At 73.6% G+C, this 17,000-nt stretch carries 14 protein-coding genes and 1 pseudogene; 5 read left to right on the plus strand and 10 right to left on the minus strand.

The features are described from left to right. Both RZ84_RS41235 and purD read right to left on the minus strand, forming a co-directional pair. Positions 1 to 913: pseudogene (locus tag RZ84_RS41235) on the minus strand (hypothetical protein); the annotation flags it as partial. Between the two features lie 434 nt (positions 914 to 1,347). Further along, positions 1,348 to 2,601 (minus strand): phosphoribosylamine--glycine ligase, encoded by a 1,254-nt coding sequence (purD, locus tag RZ84_RS17130; RefSeq protein ID WP_043265040.1) that lies wholly within the window; start codon positions 2,599 to 2,601, stop codon positions 1,348 to 1,350. Positions 2,602 to 2,892: 291 nt separating this feature from the next. On the opposite strand from purD, the gene RZ84_RS17135 reads away from it, so the two are divergent. Further along, positions 2,893 to 3,708: an SLATT domain-containing protein gene (locus tag RZ84_RS17135; RefSeq protein WP_043265041.1), complete on the plus strand. Its 816-nt coding sequence runs from the start codon at positions 2,893 to 2,895 to the stop codon at positions 3,706 to 3,708. A 137-nt stretch (positions 3,709 to 3,845) separates the two neighbouring features. Here RZ84_RS17135 and RZ84_RS17140 read toward each other — a convergent pair whose 3' ends face one another. From RZ84_RS17140 to RZ84_RS17155, 4 genes are all read right to left on the minus strand, one after another. Continuing rightward, positions 3,846 to 4,496, minus strand: a complete 651-nt coding sequence (locus RZ84_RS17140) for a hypothetical protein (RefSeq protein ID WP_043265042.1) — start codon at positions 4,494 to 4,496, stop codon at positions 3,846 to 3,848. A 95-nt stretch (positions 4,497 to 4,591) separates the two neighbouring features. After that, entirely contained in the window at positions 4,592 to 5,269 is a 678-nt protein-coding gene (locus RZ84_RS17145) for a GntR family transcriptional regulator (protein ID WP_043265043.1), read from the minus strand. Between the two features lie 107 nt (positions 5,270 to 5,376). Continuing rightward, the gene (locus tag RZ84_RS17150; protein WP_043265044.1) at positions 5,377 to 6,735 is read right to left on the minus strand and encodes an aspartate aminotransferase family protein; all 1,359 of its coding nucleotides are present in this window, start codon (positions 6,733 to 6,735) and stop codon (positions 5,377 to 5,379) included. Positions 6,736 to 6,996: 261 nt separating this feature from the next. Beyond that, entirely contained in the window at positions 6,997 to 7,794 is a 798-nt protein-coding gene (locus RZ84_RS17155) for a VTC domain-containing protein (protein WP_043265045.1), read from the minus strand. A 334-nt stretch (positions 7,795 to 8,128) separates the two neighbouring features. Between RZ84_RS17155 and RZ84_RS17160 the strand changes: the two genes are divergently transcribed. After that, a complete protein-coding gene (locus RZ84_RS17160; protein WP_043265046.1) occupies positions 8,129 to 8,413 on the plus strand; it encodes a hypothetical protein in 285 nt (94 codons plus the stop codon). Positions 8,414 to 8,525: 112 nt separating this feature from the next. On the opposite strand, the gene RZ84_RS17165 is transcribed toward RZ84_RS17160, so the two are convergent. Further along, positions 8,526 to 9,812 (minus strand): adenylosuccinate synthase, encoded by a 1,287-nt coding sequence (locus RZ84_RS17165; protein WP_043265047.1) that lies wholly within the window; start codon positions 9,810 to 9,812, stop codon positions 8,526 to 8,528. A 236-nt stretch (positions 9,813 to 10,048) separates the two neighbouring features. On the opposite strand from RZ84_RS17165, the gene RZ84_RS17170 reads away from it, so the two are divergent. Further along, positions 10,049 to 11,095 carry a diacylglycerol kinase family protein gene (locus RZ84_RS17170; RefSeq protein WP_043265048.1) on the plus strand — a complete coding sequence of 349 codons (1,047 nt, stop codon included), beginning with the start codon at positions 10,049 to 10,051 and terminating at the stop codon, positions 11,093 to 11,095. 75 nt (positions 11,096 to 11,170) lie between these two features. Here RZ84_RS17170 and RZ84_RS17175 read toward each other — a convergent pair whose 3' ends face one another. Further along, the gene (locus RZ84_RS17175) at positions 11,171 to 11,824 is read right to left on the minus strand and encodes a MarR family transcriptional regulator (protein ID WP_078893854.1); all 654 of its coding nucleotides are present in this window, start codon (positions 11,822 to 11,824) and stop codon (positions 11,171 to 11,173) included. 93 nt (positions 11,825 to 11,917) lie between these two features. On the opposite strand from RZ84_RS17175, the gene RZ84_RS17180 reads away from it, so the two are divergent. Both RZ84_RS17180 and RZ84_RS17185 read left to right on the plus strand, forming a co-directional pair. Then, positions 11,918 to 12,943, plus strand: coding sequence for an ABC transporter ATP-binding protein (locus RZ84_RS17180; RefSeq protein ID WP_043265049.1), 1,026 nt, complete (start codon positions 11,918 to 11,920; stop codon positions 12,941 to 12,943). Then, the gene (locus tag RZ84_RS17185) at positions 12,940 to 14,601 is read left to right on the plus strand and encodes an ABC transporter permease (RefSeq protein ID WP_043265050.1); all 1,662 of its coding nucleotides are present in this window, start codon (positions 12,940 to 12,942) and stop codon (positions 14,599 to 14,601) included. Before RZ84_RS17180 ends, RZ84_RS17185 begins: the two co-directional genes overlap by 4 nt. A gap of 213 nt (positions 14,602 to 14,814) precedes the next feature. Here the strand turns inward: RZ84_RS17185 and RZ84_RS17190 are convergent, their stop codons facing one another. Next, positions 14,815 to 15,471 (minus strand): response regulator, encoded by a 657-nt coding sequence (locus RZ84_RS17190; RefSeq protein WP_043265051.1) that lies wholly within the window; start codon positions 15,469 to 15,471, stop codon positions 14,815 to 14,817. Next, positions 15,468 to 16,838: a sensor histidine kinase gene (locus tag RZ84_RS17195; RefSeq protein WP_052229979.1), complete on the minus strand. Its 1,371-nt coding sequence runs from the start codon at positions 16,836 to 16,838 to the stop codon at positions 15,468 to 15,470. The genes RZ84_RS17190 and RZ84_RS17195 overlap by 4 nt, the downstream gene beginning before the upstream one ends. Between the last annotated feature and the right edge of the window lie 162 nt (positions 16,839 to 17,000).

Genomic DNA, 17,000 nt, shown 5'->3' on the forward strand with positions numbered 1-17,000 from the left:
CGTCGAGCCGGGAGGGCCAGCGGCCCATCCGCCAGGCGGGCAGCGCGACCCTGGTCAGCAGCCGGTCCCAGCCCGCGTACGCCAGCCCGACCTGCTCCTGGGCGACGATCCGCAGGCCGTAGTCGACGGTCTGGGCGCGCTCGGAGGCGGCGGCGGCCACCCCGCGCTCCATGATCGTGGCGTGTTCGCGGCAGGCGCGCAGCAGCAGCCGGGCCACCCGGCCGACGAAGCGGAGCGGGAGGCCGCGCAGCGGGCCCCGGGTGCGGGCCGCGACCGCGACGGCGGCGTCCAGGCCGCGGATGAAGCGGCGGGCGGCGGCTATGTCGGGGTGCGCCGACGGGCCGGTGCCGGCGACCACCGGGGCCAGCAGGGCGCGCAGCTCGGCGACCCGCATCCACCACAGGAACGGTGAGCCGATCACCAGGACCGGGGCCTCGGGCGCCCGGCGGCCGGCGCGCCGCACGGGCCGCGGCGGGCCGTGGGCGCGGTGCGTACGGTCCTCCAGCCAGCTGTCGCAGTCCGGGGTGAGCGCTATCGCGGACGGGGCGGGGACGTCGAGGCGGTCGGCGAGGTCGCGGACGAGACGGTAGAGATCGGGGGCGGACTCCTCGGAGATCGGCACGGAGGGGCTGAGGGCGGGCCGGGCGCGGACGACGACCGCGGCGACCAGCGCGGCCAGCAGGAGCGTGAGCACGGCGGCCCCGCTGACCGTCCAGCGGGCGATGCCCCAGCCGCCGTCCGCGCCGAGGCCGGCGCCGAGATGGCCGGTGGCGCCGCCCGCGAAGAGCACCACGGCAACCGCGGCGGGCAGTATCGCCGCGGCCAGCGCCGCACCGCGGACGCGGAGTACGGCCAGGGCGCGGGCACGCGCCGCCAGGACGCCTGTTTCCGGACTTGCCACGAGCCTGTACACCCCCTGCTGTCCTGATGGAGCCGGACCGAGAGAACGGAGAGAACACGGGACGGGGATCGGGACGGACGGACGAAGATCATGCGGTGGGTGGGCGAACGAGGTCACTCCCCCACCACTGTGGCACCGGCCACTGACATCGCAATGCCGGTGACCCACTTGCCGGACGCCACCGTGGCAACCGTGCCGGATGAGGGCGCTGCGACCGCAGGACGCTTGCGCGGCACCCTAGTTGGGGGTTGTTGTTTCGTCAGCCGGTTACCGGTGTGGTCACTCGATGGAATGGCTTTGGGTAAAGCCGGGGACCGGTGGCCGGTCGGTCTGGGCCACTTCCCGGGTGTCCGGAAGGCCCGGAAGCGGCCGAGGCATATGCCATGGGGAATGACATATGCCTCGGAGCCACGGGTCCGGCGCGGGCGTACCCGCCGGGAGACGCGCTACGCCTCCGCCGCCGCCTTGGCGGCGATGTCGGTGCGGTGCTGGGAGCCGTCCAGGGAGATCCGGCCGACGGCCCGGTAGGCGCGCTCCCGGGCGGTGGCCAGGTCGACACCGGTGGCCGTGACGGACAGCACCCGGCCGCCCGCGCTGAGCACCGCGGCCCCGTCGCGCCGGGTGCCGGCGTGCAGCACGTACGCCTCGGGGGCGTCCTGCTCGGCCACGTCGGCCAGGCCCTCGATCGGGTCGCCGGTGCGCGGGGTCCCCGGGTAGTTGTGGGAGGCGATGACGACGGTGACCGCGGCGCCGTCGGTCCAGCGCAGCGGCGGGAAGGTGGCCAGGGTGCCGGTCGCGGCGGCGTGCAGCAGGCCGGCCAGCGGGGTCTTGAGACGGGCCAGCACGACCTGGGTCTCCGGATCGCCGAACCGCGCGTTGAACTCGATCACGCGGACCCCGCGGGAGGTGATCGCCAGGCCCGCGTAGAGCAGCCCGGAGAAGGGGGTGCCGCGGCGCCGCAGCTCGTCGACGGTGGGCTGGAGCACGGTCTTGTGGACCTCGTCGACCAGCTTCGGGTCGGCCCAGGGCAGCGGGCTGTAGGCGCCCATCCCGCCGGTGTTGGGGCCCTCGTCGCCGTCGTGGGCGCGCTTGAAGTCCTGGGCGGGCTGGAGCGGGACGACGGTCTCGCCGTCGGTGACGGCGAAGAGCGAGACCTCCGGGCCGTCCAGGAACTCCTCGATGACGACGCGGTCGCAGGCCAGGGCGTGGGCGCGGGCGGCTGCCACGTCCTCGGTGACGACGACGCCCTTGCCGGCCGCCAGGCCGTCGTCCTTGACCACGTACGGGGCGCCGAAGGCGTCCAGCGCCTCGTCGATCTCCTCGGGGGTGGTGCAGACGTAACTGCGGGCGGTGGGCACGGCCGCGGCGGCCATCACATCCTTGGCGAACGCCTTGGAGCCCTCCAGCCGTGCGGCCCGGGCCGAGGGGCCGAAGACCGGGATGCCGCGGTCGCGTACGGCGTCGGCGACGCCCGCCACCAGGGGAGCCTCGGGGCCGACGACGACGAGGTCGGCCTCCAGGCGCGCGGCGAGTTCGGCGACGGCCGCGCCGTCAAGGGCGTCCACACCGTGCAGTTCGGCCACCTCGGCGATGCCGGCGTTGCCGGGAGCGCAGTGCAGCGCGGTGACGTCGGGGTCGAGGGACAGAGAGCGGCACAGGGCGTGTTCGCGGGCGCCGCCGCCGATGACGAGGACCTTCACGGGTGCAGCCTAGACGAGCGGGGCGACGGGCCGGATGCCGGCCCGCAGGGCGGCGGGCGCGACCCCGGACGCGGGCCGCCGGGCGGCCGGAAACCGTCCGCCCCCGCGGCGGCGACTCTTTCGGGTGAGATCCGCGGCGGCCCTGTACCCGATCCCGCACCACTTCCGGGCGGAAACGGCGGGACCGCGGACCGGTGGCCAGCCGTTCGGAGGTAGGAAAGGGGACGTGCGCAGTCGCCGTCTCGTACGCCACGGGCGCACCGCACATGTCCGTACAGAGGGAGCGCACGGGTGAGTCAGCCGGAGATGCAGCCCGAGGGTCCCCCTCGGGGGGAGGGCGGGCGGGAACGGGGGGACCGCGGGCGGTACCCGGACCGCTTGTGGGACCGGCGGCGGCCGGCGCGCCGGGCCACCGACCGGATGCGGGGCCGGGGCGATCTCATGGGGCGGGCCTTTCCCGGCGGTGACTGGGGCGAGCCGGCCGACCGGCTGGACGCGCTGTACCTGTGGACCGAGGAGAACGCGCTGCGCACCGCAGACTGGTATCTGCACGACCGGCTGGCCAAGCGCCGGGGCGCGCGGGCGCTGCGGATGGGCACCGCGGCCGGGGTGACCGCGGGCGGGGCGCTGCCGCTGCTGGACCTCGCCGGGGTGTGGGGGCACGGGGCGCCGTGGGGGGCGCTGGCGCTGCTGCTGGCGGCGGTCTGTGTGGGCGGCGACCGGTATTTCGGGGTGACCACCGGCTGGATGCGCGATCTGGCCACCGCGCAGGCGATCCACCGGCGACTGGAGGCGTTGCAGTTCGACTGGGCGTCCGAGGGGGTGCGCGAGGTGCTCGGACCGACGGAGGGCACCGCGAGCGAGGCGGCGGAGCGCTGCCTGGCGGTGCTGCGGCGGTTCAACGAGGACGTCGGCGAGCTGGTCCGGGCCGAGACGGTGGACTGGATGGTGGAGTTCCGGTCCGGGCCGGTGCCGCAGGCCACGCAGGCGGTGCTGCCATGGGCTGCGCCGCGGCGGGAGGGCGCGGGGCAGGCGGGGCGGTTCGCGCTGCCGCCCGGTGCGCGGCCGAACATGCCGCGGCAGCGGCCACCGGAGACGCCCCGCTGAGGGCTCGCCGGGAGCGCGGTGGAGGACGGACCGGGCGGGCCGGCGGGGGGCGTGGCGTCCCCCGCCGGCCCGCCCCGGTGCGGTGCCCGGGCCGGTGCGGTGTCGGTACCGGCGGTGCCCGTACCGGTACCGCCGGATCAGCTGAAGACGATCATGGAGCCCTGGCCCAGGCTCCGGGTGGCGGCGGCGTGCAGCCCGAGCCAGACGTGCCGCTCCCTGGCGAACGGGCCGTCGTCCAACGGGGCCGCGCCCGCCCGCTCCTCCAGCGAGGTGGGGCCGGCCGGCGGCGCGGGCGCGGCCGGCGGGTTGGCCGGGTCGATGCCGAGGGCCGGTGCGACCAGTTCGAGGTCGCGCAGCAGACCGTGGGAGGACCCCAACGGGCCGCCGCCGGCGAGCAGTTCGTCGTTGGCGAGCGGGTGCGGGAAGTCGACCGGGACGTACGCGCCCGCGTGGTCGTAGTGCCAGACCAGATGGGACTGCTGTGCGGTGGTCTCGAACATCTCCAGCAACTGCTCGTAGTCGCCGCCCAGTTCGTCGACCGGGGTCACCTCCAGGCCGCACAGCCGCAGGAGGTAGGCGCGGCGCAGGAAGTGCAGCGCGTCGTAGTCGAAGCCGGCGACCGGTGCCACATCGCCGGAGAGGCCCGGCATGTAGCTGAAGACCGGGACCGTCGGCAGGCCCGCCTCGGCCAGCGCGCTGTCGTAGGCGGCGATCTCCTCGGAGAACGGGTTGTCGGGGCTGTGGCACAGCACATCGACGAGGGGTACCAGCCACAGGTCACATGCCACGGGTGAGGGCTCGCTTCCGGTCGGGGACGGGGACACCGGCGCACGTACAGCTACGGGTACGGCCCATTACGGCCGATGGTCGGGACAGCGTAGTGCTACCCGGGCTTTCCGACGAGAGCGAGGGAGTGCTCGTTGTACTCGGCGATCAGCCGCTGGGCGTCCGGCAGGTCGTGCCGCAGGAGGGCGTCGGCGAGTTCGCCGTGGCCGTGCCAGAGGCGGCCCCTGAGCTGCGGCTCGCGGCGCAGCAGGGGCACCGCGAACATCCAGGTCTGGACGCGGAGCCGGTCGAGGAAGTCGCTGATGTAGGCGTTCTTGACGATGCCGCTCAGCTCGCGCCAGAACCGCAGGTCGTAGCCGATGAGGACGTCCAGGTCGCCGGCGCGCGCGGCGCGTTCGGCCTCCTCGGCGCGGCGCCGGATGGAGATCAGCACCTCGGCGGGGGTGGCCAGCAGGGCCCGCTCGGCGCCGCTGCGGAAGATGCCCTCGATGATCAGCGTGCGGGCCTCGACCATGGCGCGGAAGTCGTCGGCGGTGAAGGCGTGCACCTTGAAGCCGCGGTGCTGCTCGACGTCCAGGAGACCCTGGGCGCACAGGTCGAGCAGCGCCTCGCGCACCGGCGTCGCGGAGACGCCGTACTGGTCGGCGATCTCCTTGACGGTGAAGGGGTGGCCGGACGGCAGCCGGCCGGCCAGCACCTCCTCGCGCAGCGCGTCGGCGATCTGCTGGCGCAGGGTGCTGCGCCGTATGACTGAGCTCTCTCCGCCGGCGGCCATCCGGTGCGTCTCCTTCGACGTCCATGACCGCAGGTGAGCGCGGCCCTCGCCCACGATAGGCGAGGGCCGCCGGGGGCCGCCCACGATGGGTGCCGCGGCCGGCCGGCTCAGGCGGTGTGCGCGTCCGCGGCGGACAGCGCCTCGTCCAGGGCGGCCAGGCCCTCCTTGGCCTCGGCCTCGGTGATGGTGCAGGGCGGGACGACATGCGTCCGGTTCATGTTCACGAAGGGCCACAGGCCGCCGCGCTTGCAGGCCGCGGCGAACTCGGCCATCGGGGCATTGGCGGCGCCGGACACGTTGTACGGCACCAGCGGTTCCCGGGTCTCCTTGTTCTTCACCAGCTCCAGGGCCCAGAAGACGCCCATGCCACGGACCTCGCCGACCGAGGGGTGCCGCTCGGCGAGGGCGCGCAGCGCCGGGCCGATCACCGTCTCGCCGATCTCCGCGGCGTTCTCCACGATCCGCTCCTCGGCCATCGCGTTGAGGGTGGCGACGGCGGAGGCGCAGGCCAGCGGGTGGCCGGAGTAGGTCAGGCCGCCGGGGTAGGGCCGCCGGTCGAAGGTGGCGGCGATCCCGGCGCTGATGGCGACGCCGCCGAGCGGTACGTAGCCGGAGTTGACGCCTTTGGCGAAGGTGAGCAGGTCGGGGGTGACGCCGAAGTGGTCGGCGGCGAACCAGCGTCCGGTACGGCCGAAGCCGGCCATCACCTCGTCGAGGATGAAGACGATGCCGTGGCGGTCGCAGATCTCGCGGACGCCGGCGAGGTAGCCGGGCGGCGGGACCATGATCCCGGCGGTGCCCGGGACGGTCTCCAGGATGATCGCGGCGATCGACTGCGGGCCCTCGAAGGCGATGGTCTCTTCCAGGTGGGCCAGGGCGCGCTCGCACTCCTGGGCCTCGTTCTCCGCGTGGAACGGCGAGCGGTAGAGGAACGGGCCCCAGAAGTGGACGACGCCGGCCGAGGCGGTGTCGGAGGGCCAGCGGCGCGGGTCGCCGGTCAGGTTGATCGCGGCGGCGGTGGCGCCGTGGTACGAGCGGTAGGTGGACAGCACCTTGGCGCGGCCGGTGTGCAGCCGGGCCATCCGGACCGCGTTCTCCACGGCCTCGGCGCCGCCGTTGGTGAAGAAGATCTTGTCGAGGTCGCCGGGGGTGCGCTCGGCGACCAGCCGGGCGGCCTCGGAGCGGACGTCCACGGCGAAGCCCGGGGCGATGGTGCAGAGCCTGCCGGCCTGCTCCTGGACGGCCGCGACGACCTTGGGGTGCTGGTGGCCGATGTTGGTGTTGACCAACTGGGAGGAGAAGTCGAGGTAGCGGTTGCCGTCGTAGTCCCAGAAGTACGAGCCCTCGGCACCGGCGACCGGCAGCGGGTCGATCAGGCCCTGCGCGGACCAGGAGTGGAAGACGTGCGCGCGGTCGGCGGCCTTGACGGCGGCGCCGGTTGCCGGGTCGGGATGCTTCGTCGTCACGGTCGGTACCTCGGAATCGCTCGCGGGGGTCCGCCGCTGGACAGGAACGGCGAACGGCTCCCAGCCTAAGGATCACGGTCCGCCGACCGGTACCGACACTTTGTATGGCGCTCACCACGCGCGCGGACAGAATGTCTACGGTCTGGAGGAAACTCCAGGGATGCCCGGGGTGGGATCCAGGGATGCCCGGGGGGCGGGATGCCTCCCCCGGGCTCCGTCAGGAACCCCGGCGCCCGGTGTGCGGCGCGCGGGTCGCGGCGCTCAGGCCGCCGCGGTGGGAAAGGCGGTGCGGACCGCCCCTTGCCAGTGGTCGGCGTACAGATGGGGCCGCAGCGCCGACAGCCCGGCGCAGTACTTGGTGAACTCGGCGGCCCGGAGCCCGTATCCGGTCAGCAGCCGGTCGGCCTCGGTGAGCCGTCCGCAGGTCTTGGTGTCGACGAGGACCAGCCCGCCGTCGGCCCGTACGGTGCGGCCGGTCTCCAGGTCGCGGCAGAGGAGGGCAGCGTCGCAGGTGACGCGCTGGCCGTCCGCCACGAAGGTCGTCCGCTGGTGGTCGGTCTCCAAGGAGCGGCCCAGTTGGGTGGGGGCCTGGATGCCGTACGTGCGGTCGAGCACGGCGGCGAGGAAGCCGCGCGGGGCGTCGCCCAGGGCCGCGGCACCGGGCAGCAGCGGCCGGCGGTGCTTGACCGTTTCGCCGTGCCGCCCCTTGAGCTTGATCTCGAACTGCCGCTCTCCGGTGTCGGCGTAGAGCCGTTCGCGGATCTTGTAGCGGAGCCGGCTGCCCTGCCGGTGGTCGTGGAAGGAGCGCAGGTCGGGGGTGTCGTAGTAGAGGCAGTGGTAGCGGAACCAGCGGCGGCCGTTGATGCACAGCACCGCGAACGGGCCGCCGGGCCGCCGCCGGTCGGTGAGTTCGGCCGCGAAGGCGGCGAAGACGTCGACCGGGACGAGGTAGGTGCTGCTGTAGCGGGCGAGGAGTTCGGCGCGGGCCTGGACCTCGGCCAGCGGAACCGGTCGGGCGGCCATCGCGGCGCGCGCGACGGCTCGTACGGCGGGTATCACACGGTCTCCTTGGGATGGGGGACGGGGGATCGTGCACGCCTTGGCATCGTGAGGTGTCTGTCGTCGCTCTGTGCGGCTGTGTCTCTCTGCGCTTGCGTCCCTGTGCTTGCGTCTCTGTGCTTGTGTCTCTGTGCGGTTGTTCTCCGCTCTCGACGATCGGTAACCCCGGAAAGTTCCGGGTCGCGGAATCAGTCATCCATTCCGTCAATTCCCGGACAGGGACGGCTCGTTGACGACACCACAGCCCATCGGCACACCGGCCCGTACACCGCGCCGCGGGGAACCCCTCCCTCGTGGACGGCGGCGACACGACCCGCCCCTGCGGGCGCACGCCTTGGCCGAATACCGCCCCACCGGCCGGTGGTACGGCCTCGATATCCTCACCGCGGACGAGTTGGCGCTCCCACTGGGCGGGGCCGGTGAGACCGTGCTCCGGATGGAGGCCACCGGGCCCACGTACGACTGCCGGTTCGCGGCCACCCTCAGCGTGGTCTCCGGCCCGCCCGACACCTGCCGCCCCGGCTCCGCCAGCACGCTGGAGCCGATGGCCGGCAAGCTGCGGCGCACCTTCGACGACGCGGGCGGCCTGGCGCCGCTGCTCTATACGAAGACGGGGTGACGGCACCGGCGTACTGCCAGTGCCGCCACCCCGTGCGGCGGCCGGCCCCGACGGGACCGGCCGCCGAGGCCGTGCCGGATTCCTCCGGCTCCCCCGGATTCCTCCGGATTCCTTACGACAGGAACGAGTTGATCTCGATGGTCTCGTCCCGGCCCGGGCCCACGCCGATCGCGGAGATCGGGGCGCCCGACATCTCCTCCAGCGCCTTGACGTACGCCTGGGCGTTCTTCGGCAGGTCGGAGAAGGTCTTCGCCTGGGTGATGTCCTCGGACCAGCCCGGCAGCATCTCGTAGACCGGCTTCGCGTGGTGGAAGTCGGTCTGGCTGTAGGGCAGTTCCTCGACGCGCTTGCCGTCGATCTCGTAGGCCACGCAGACCGGGATCTGCTCCCAGCCGGTGAGGACGTCGAGCTTGGTGAGGAAGAAGTCCGTCAGGCCGTTGACCCGGGTCGCGTAGCGGGCGATGACCGCGTCGAACCAGCCGCAGCGGCGGTCGCGGCCGGTGGTGACACCGCGCTCGCCGCCGATCCGGCGCAGCGCCTCGCCGTCCTCGTCGAACAGCTCGGTCGGGAACGGGCCGGCGCCCACACGCGTTGTGTAGGCCTTGAGGATGCCGATGACCCGGCTGATCTTGGTCGGGCCGACGCCCGCGCCGGTGCAGGCACCGCCCGCGGTCGGGTTCGAGGACGTGACGAAGGGGTACGTGCCGTGGTCGATGTCGAGCAGGGTGCCCTGCCCGCCCTCGAAGAGCACGACCTTGTCGTTGTCCAGGGCGTTGTTGAGGATCAGGGTGGTGTCGGCGACATAGCCCTTGATCTGGTCGGCGTAGCCCAGCAGTTCCTCGACGACCTGGCCGGCCTCGATGGCGCGGCGGTTGTAGAGCTTGGTGAGCAGCTGGTTCTTGACGTCGAGCGCCGCCTCGACCTTCTGGATCAGGATCGACTCGTCGTAGAGGTCCTGGACCCGGATGCCGGTGCGGTTGATCTTGTCGGCGTAGGTCGGGCCGATGCCGCGGCCGGTGGTGCCGATCTTCCGCTTGCCGAGGAAGCGTTCCGTCACCTTGTCGACGGTGATGCCGTACGGCGTGATCAGGTGCGCGTTACCGCTGATCAGCAGCTTGGACGTGTCAACGCCGCGCTCGTTGAGTCCGCTCAGCTCGGAGAGCAGGACCGCCGGGTCGACGACGACACCGTTGCCGATGACCGGGGTGCACCCCGGCGAGAGGATTCCGGAAGGGAGAAGGTGCAGTGCGTACTTCTGGTCGCCGACGACGACCGTGTGGCCGGCGTTGTTGCCGCCCTGGTAGCGCACCACGTAGTCCACGGACCCACCGAGCAGATCGGTGGCCTTTCCCTTGCCTTCATCACCCCACTGAGCACCGAGCAGCACAAGTGCGGGCACAGGCGTACACCCCTTCCGGGCGGGGCATGTCCAACGTGCGTGGATGGCGTGGCGTCGCGTGTTCGCGCAGACGTCATCGCCAGAGCCGTCGGACCGGTGCCCCGGAATAGACGAAGCCCCTGGCGCAATAGCGCAAGGGGCTCTTGCACCGAGATGCTACCTGAGGAAGGACCGAGGTGTCGGCGCAGCCTTCTGGGCACTCTCCCGCGGACTCCGTTCGGGGGTGCCCCCTGCTTGTGGTCATCGACCCGGTAGCCCGCAGTACGGACGGCGAGTCCGTACGGATCGCGAAGGATGTCCTGTGCGCGGGCGCGGGAGCGAAAATCTGTCTCCCCGAGGGGCCCGAGGAATTCGCCAGGGCGCTGGCCCGGCGCGGCCACCGGCGCCCGGTGGTGATCGGCGACGACCGCGCGCTCCTGCGGGTCGTGGGCCTGCTCCACAGAGAGCGGGAGCTGGCCGGGGTGCCGCTGTCGATGGTGCCGGTGGGCGCGCCGGCCGCGGTCGCGCTGAGCCGGACGCTGGGCGTCCCCACGGACGCCGTCGCCGCCGCGCGCGCCGTACTGGACGGCGGGGAGCGGCCGATGGACCTGCTCACGGACGACAGCGACGGCATCGTGCTGGGCGGGCTGCGGATCCCCTGCGGGCACGGGGCACCGCCGGAATACGGGGCGCACGGCGATCCCGGGCAGTGCGGCGGCTACGGCCCGCCGGGTGCCGTCGGGACGACCGGGTATACGGGCGAGGCCGGGGCCCCTGGAGACGACGCGGCGGACCCCGGGGGCGGCCACCGGCCCTGGTGGCGGCCGGCCGCCAGGACCGCCCGGACGGCGCTGTCGCTGCTTGCTCCGGCGACCGGGCTGGGCGGCCGGCGCGGACGGGTGCCGGCGCAGCGGCTGCGACTGCGGGTCGAGGCGGACGGGGCCCTGCTGGCGGACCTGGACCGGCCGGTGCGCGGGGTGTCGGTGGTGCCGGGCAGGGTGCGTACCGAGGGCGGCGCCGGTCCGGACGGCGCGGATGCCGCGGACGGCGCGAGCGGTACGGCCGGCGCCCACGGGCCGGCGGCACCGGACGTTCCGGCCCCGTCCGGCGGGCTGGCCGAGGTGGTGGTCCACTGGGCCGGCGGGGGGCACCCCCTGCGCGCCTCGGCGCGGGCGGTGACGGTGTCCGGGGCGGACTTCCACTACCGGGCGGACGCGCTGGTCGGCGGCCCGGTCAGGACGCGCACCTGGACGGTGCAGCCGGGGGCCTGGCGGTTGCAGTTGCCGCTGCCGCGTCGGGACTAGGAGCCGGGCCTGTCCGATGGGCCAGGCCGGGCCGATGGGCCAGGCCGGGCCCGGGGAGCGGCCGGCGCCGGGCTCTCAGCGCCGGGGGGCCTCGGCCGGGGCCGTGCCGTTCTGGTCGGCGCGCAGCCGGCCGACGTGGTTGCGCCAGCGGTCCATCAAGCCGGTGAGCTCGTCCTGAAGGAACTCGATGAAGGCGAGGGTCTCGGCGATCCGGCGGCCCGCGTCGGAATCCTCGCCCAGGCTCTCGACGCCTTCACGCAGGGTGTGCTCCCAGCGGACGAGGACGCTGTCCCGGCGGGTGAGCGCCTCGTACCACTGGTCGCTGTGGACGCGGTACCGGTCGCGGCGGGAGCCCGGCTCGCGCTCGCGGCTGACCATGCCCACCTGGGAGAGATAGCGGATCGCGCCGGAGACCGCGGCGGGGCTGACCTGGAGCCGCTCGCCGAGTTCGGCCGAGGTCAGCACGCCGGTGTCGGAGGCGAGCAGGCAGGCGAAGATCCGGGCCGGCATACGCTGCATCCCGGCGTCGACCATCTGCGCCGCGAACCGCTCGACGAACGTCGGAACGGCGTCGTCACGGATGTCACGGACGTCACGGCCATCGTGGTCGGCACGGCCGTCGCGGTCGTCGCGCCCGGCTGTGTCCCGTGCGTCCCGTGCGTCGGGTGTGTCCTGTGCGGTCCGTCCGCTCTGCCGGTCGCTGCTGCTCTGCCGTCGCTGCTCACCCATACCCGCATCATCTCCCCTGATCAGAGCCACTTCGCCAACTTTATACGGTTTCTTAACTTCACAAATTTATGAATCTAGCGTACCTTCGGAATCATGACGAAGGCGATCAGCGTGTCCGGCCTCCACAAGTCCTTCGGCCGGACACAGGCGTTGGACGGCCTCGACCTCGATGTCGAGGCCGGTGAGGTGCACGGCTTCCTCGGGCCCAACGGCGCGGGCAAGTCCACGACGATCCGGGTGCTGCTGGGACTGCTGCGCGCCGACCGCGGCACCGCCCGGCTGCTGGGCAAGGACCCCTGGCAGGACGCGGTCGCGATCCACCGCCGCGTGGCCTATGTGCCCGGCGACGTCACCCTGTGGCGGAATCTCTCCGGCGGCGAGGTCATCGACCTCTACAGCCGGCTGCGTCAAAGGGGCGGCGCGGAGCGCCACCGGTGGGGCGGTGGCGGGCTGGGGGCACCTCCCAGCGGTAGCTGGGGGAGGGCGGGCGGGCTCGACACCGCGCGCCGGGCCGAGCTCCTGGAGCGCTTCGAGCTGGACCCCACCAAGAAGGGGCGCACGTACTCCAAGGGCAACCGCCAGAAGGTCGCGCTGGTCGCCGCCTTCGCCTCGGACGTCGACCTGCTGATACTCGACGAGCCGACCTCCGGGCTCGACCCGCTGATGGAGGAGGTCTTCCAGTCGTGCGTGGCGGAGGAGCGCGACCGCGGCCGTACGGTGCTGCTCTCCAGCCATGTGCTGTCCGAGGTCGAGGCGCTCTGCGACCGCGTCAGCATCATCCGCAAGGGCCGCACCGTGGAGTCCGGTTCCCTCGGCGAGCTGCGGCATCTCACCCGTACGTCCGTCGTCGCCGAGCTCGCCGGATCGCCCGAGGGCCTCGCCAGGCTGCCCGGCGTCCATGGCCTGGACGTGCGGCCGGGGGCGGGCGGCGCGGGCTGCCGGGTCCGGCTCCAGGCCGACACCGACCAGCTCGACGCCGTGCTCCGACTGCTCGGTGCGGCGGGCGTGCGCAGCCTCAGCAGCACCCCGCCCACTCTGGAGGAGCTGTTCCTGCGCCACTATCAGGACGACGTCCGCCGGCCGGGCGGCGCCCGCACCGAAGGGGCGGTCGCGCGATGACCGCGGTAGCGGCGGCCCCCGCCCGCGCCGGGGGAGCGCGCCATCTCGCGGGCACCGGCGCCCTGTTGCGCCTCGCGCTGCGCCGCGACCGGCTGATGATCCCGGCGTGGGTGCTGGTCCTCGGACTGTCCGTCGCCGGCATGGGCTCGTCCCTCCAAGCGCTGTACGACACCGCCGCCAAGCGCGCCGAGCTGGCCGCGTCGATGAACGCCAACGCCTCGCTGCGCGCGCTGTACGGACCGGTCCTCAGCGACTCCGTCGGCGGCCTGGTCGCCTGGCGGATGGCCGGATTCGGCGCGGTGCTGGCCGCCGTGATGAGCCTGCTGATCGTCGTCCGGCACACCCGCGAGGAAGAGGAGACGGGCCGTCAGGAGCTGCTCTCCGCCGCCATGGTGGGACGCCGGGCACCACTGACCGCGGCCCTGCTGGCGGCGCTCGTCGCCAACGCCGGGCTCGCCGTGCTGATCGCCGCCGGACTCGCCAAGTCCGGGCAGCCGGCGGGCGGTTCGCTCGCGCTCGGCATCGCGGTCGGCGGCGCAGGCATGTTCTTCGCCGCCCTTGCCGCGATCGCCGCGCAGCTCACCGAGAGCGCCCGGCTGGCCAAGGGCCTGACCGGCGCGGCCCTCGGGCTGGCCTTCGCGCTGCGCGCCGCCGGTGACGCCGCGGCGGCCCCGGCCAGGGCCGCCGCCAAGGGGAGCGGCGCCCCCCTGCTCACCTGGCTCTCGCCGGTCGGCTGGTCGCAGAACCTCCGGGCGTACGCCGGTGAGCGCTGGTGGGTGGTGCTGCTCTTCGCCGCCGCGACGGCCGTGGCGACGGCGGCGGCGTACGCCCTCACCGCCCGCCGCGACGTCGGGATGAGCTTTCTGCCGGCCCGCCCCGGACCGGCCCGCGCGCCGCGGTCGCTGGGCGGCCCGTCCGGCCTGGCCTGGCGGCTCCAGCGCACCACCCTGCTGGGCTGGACGGCCGGCTTCGCGCTCGCCGGTGCGGCGTTCGGCGGGATCGCCAAGGGGGCCGCGAGCATGGTCGGCGGCAATCAGCAGACCCGCGAGATCTTCGAGCGGATGGGCGGCCAGCGGGGGCTGACCGACGCCTTCCTGGCCACGATGACCGGCATGCTCGGCATGATCGCGGCGATCTACGCGGTGGGCGCGGTGGTCCGGATGCGCGCCGAGGAGACCGGTGACCGCGCCGAACCGGTCCTGGCGGGCGCGGTGGGCCGTATGCGCTGGGCATGCGGTCATCTGGCCGTCGCCGTGGCGGGCAGCGCCGTGCTGCTGGCCGCCGGCGGGCTGACCCTGGGCGTCAGTTACGGCGCCTCGGTGGGCGATATCGCCGGCCGTACGGGTCCGGTGCTGGCCGCCGCGCTCTCCCAGCTCCCGGCGGTGTGGACCCTCGCGGGGCTGGCGGTGCTGGTCTTCGGCCTGCTGCCGAAGGCGACCGGCGCCGTCTGGGCCCTGGTCGGCGGCTGCCTCGCCCTGGGCTGGGTCGGGCCCGCCCTCGATCTCCCCCAGTGGGCGATGGATCTCTCGCCGTACGGGCATCTGCCCAAGCTCCCCGGCGGCACGGTGACGGCCGCGCCCTTCCTCTGGCTGCCGGCCCTGTCGGCGGTCTTCATATCCGCCGGCCTGACCGGCTTCCGGCGCCGCGACATCGGCTGACCTCCAGTCGTGCGCCGCCCGAGCTGTAGCGGACTCCGGCGGCGCACTCCCGCCGGCCCACCGCACTGTCCACAGCCTGTGGACAGTGCCCGCCGGAAGCGCTGTCCGACATGCCCTCCCGGTGTGCCGACCGGCCGGCGCACCGGCCGCGCAGGTACCCGAAAGGAGATCATTATGGCGCCGCCCACCCGCCGTGGCGGCCGGCCGGGCCCCTCAGCCGCCCGGTGTCACCAGCCGCGCCTCGTACGCGAACACCGCCGCCTGGGTGCGGTCGCGCAGCCCGAGCTTCACGAGAATCCGGCTGACATGCGTCTTCACGGTCGATTCGGCGACGACGAGATGGGCCGCGATCTCACCGTTCGACAGCCCCTGGGCCACCAGCACCAGCACCTCCGTCTCCCGCTCCGTGAGATCGCCGATGCGCTCCTGGGCCGGCGCACGGGGCGAGCCGAGCCGGGAGAACTCGCTGATCAGCCGCTTGGTGACGGTGGGGGCGAGCAGCGCCTCCCCCGAGGCGACGATCCGCACGCCCTCGGCGAGCTGGCCGGCCGAGGCGTCCTTGAGGAGGAAGCCGCTGGCTCCGGCGCGCAGCGCCTGGTAGACGTACTCGTCCAGGTCGAAGGTGGTCAGCACGAGCACCTTGGCGTCCGCGTCGGCGGCGACGATCTCGCGGGTCGCCTCCAGGCCGTTCATCTCCGGCATCCGGATGTCCATCAGGACGACATCGGGCCGCAGGACCGCCACCTTGTGCACCGCCTGCCGGCCGTCGACCGCCTCGCCGACGACCTCGATGTCCGGCATGGCGTTCAGCAGCACGGAGAAACCCTCGCGGACCATCACCTGGTCGTCGACGATCAGCACGCGGATCATGCCGCACCCCCGCCCGGCGTGGTCTCGCCCGCCGTGTTCCCCGCGGGAATGAAGGCCGCGACCTCGAACCCGCCGTCCTCGGTGTGGTCGGCGGTCATCTCCCCACCCAGCATCTGCACCCGCTCCCGCATACCGAGCACCCCGTGCCCGGCGCCCGGGGACGGCTTGGCGAGCCGGCTCGGGGCACCGTTGACGATCCGCAGCCCGAGCCCGCCCAGGACGTACGAGATCTCCACCCGGGCCTCCGCGCCCGGCGCATGCCGCAGTGTGTTGCTCAGCGCCTCCTGCACGATCCGGTACGCGGACAGCTCGACGCCCTGCGGCAGCGGCCGGGGCGCCCCGGTGATCACCGCCTCGACGGTCAGACCGGCGCTGCGGACGCTGCCCAGCAGCCCATCGAGACTGGCGAGCGTCGGCTGCGGGGCCTCCGGGTCGCTCTCGGCGAAGGCGTCCGGATCCTCGGAGCGGACCACGCCCAGGATGCGGCGCAGTTCGGTGAGCGCGGCGACCGCGTTCTCGCGGATGGTGGCGAAGGAGGTGGCGAGTTCGGGCGGGGTGTCCGCCACCCGGTACGGCGCCGCCTCGGCCTGGATGGCGATCACCGACATATGGTGCGCGACGACATCGTGCAGCTCGCGGGCGATCAGGGCGCGCTCCTCCAGCAGGGTGCGCCGGGAGCGCTCCTCGGCGGTGACGCTCTGCGTCTCGACGACCTGCCGGCGCTCCTCGCGCCAGGCGCGGATCGCCGCGGCGGAGACGAGGACGACGCCGGAGAAGAAGGCCACCTCGGTCATGCCGCCCACGGCACCCCCGCCGGCCAGCGTCGACAGCACCGCGCCCGGCACGAAGGTGACCAGCCACATCTCCACCGCCAGCCGCGGCCGGGTGCGCAGCACCACCAGCGTCATCACAGCGAGGTGGATGGCGAAGGCCGCGCCGCCCCACGGGCTGCCGTACGGGCCGAAGACCCGCATCCAGACCAGCCCCAGGACGACCGACAGCAGCGACAGCCAGAAGGCGCCCACCGGCCGGAAGAGGGTGAGCGCCGGCGGCGCGGCGAGCAGCAGCGCGGACCCCGCGACGAGGACGCCGCGGATCGGCCCCATCTCATAGCTCACGGTGAAGGACGCCAGGAAGACGCACACCGCGAAGAAGCCGACGGCGGAGTGCGGCAGCCAGCGCGCCGCGCGCTTGACCCGCCCCGGCAGCCACGGCACCCACCGGTTCAGCTTGGCGTCGTCCAGCGGCGGCATCGGGCGGAGGGCGAAGGCGTCGACGAGCAGGTCCTGGCGCAGGGTGTGCAGCGCGCCATGGGCTATGCGGGCCTCCGAGCGCAGGGTGCTCTGCGTCTGGGTCGTCTCATTCACGCAGACAACGGTAAGCAGCGAGCGCCGCCCGGGCGTCCCCACGGAAGCGGATCTGCGGGCGTCCGTCTCAGGTACTACGTGGACGGGAACGGCTGCCCCGCAGGTCACACGGGCGACGGGCGGTCGCCGCCGGCGCCAGGGTCATATCGGTCACATCCGGAT

Source organism: Streptomyces sp. CT34 (genome assembly GCF_000805335.1).
Lineage (GTDB): Bacteria > Actinomycetota > Actinomycetes > Streptomycetales > Streptomycetaceae > Streptomyces.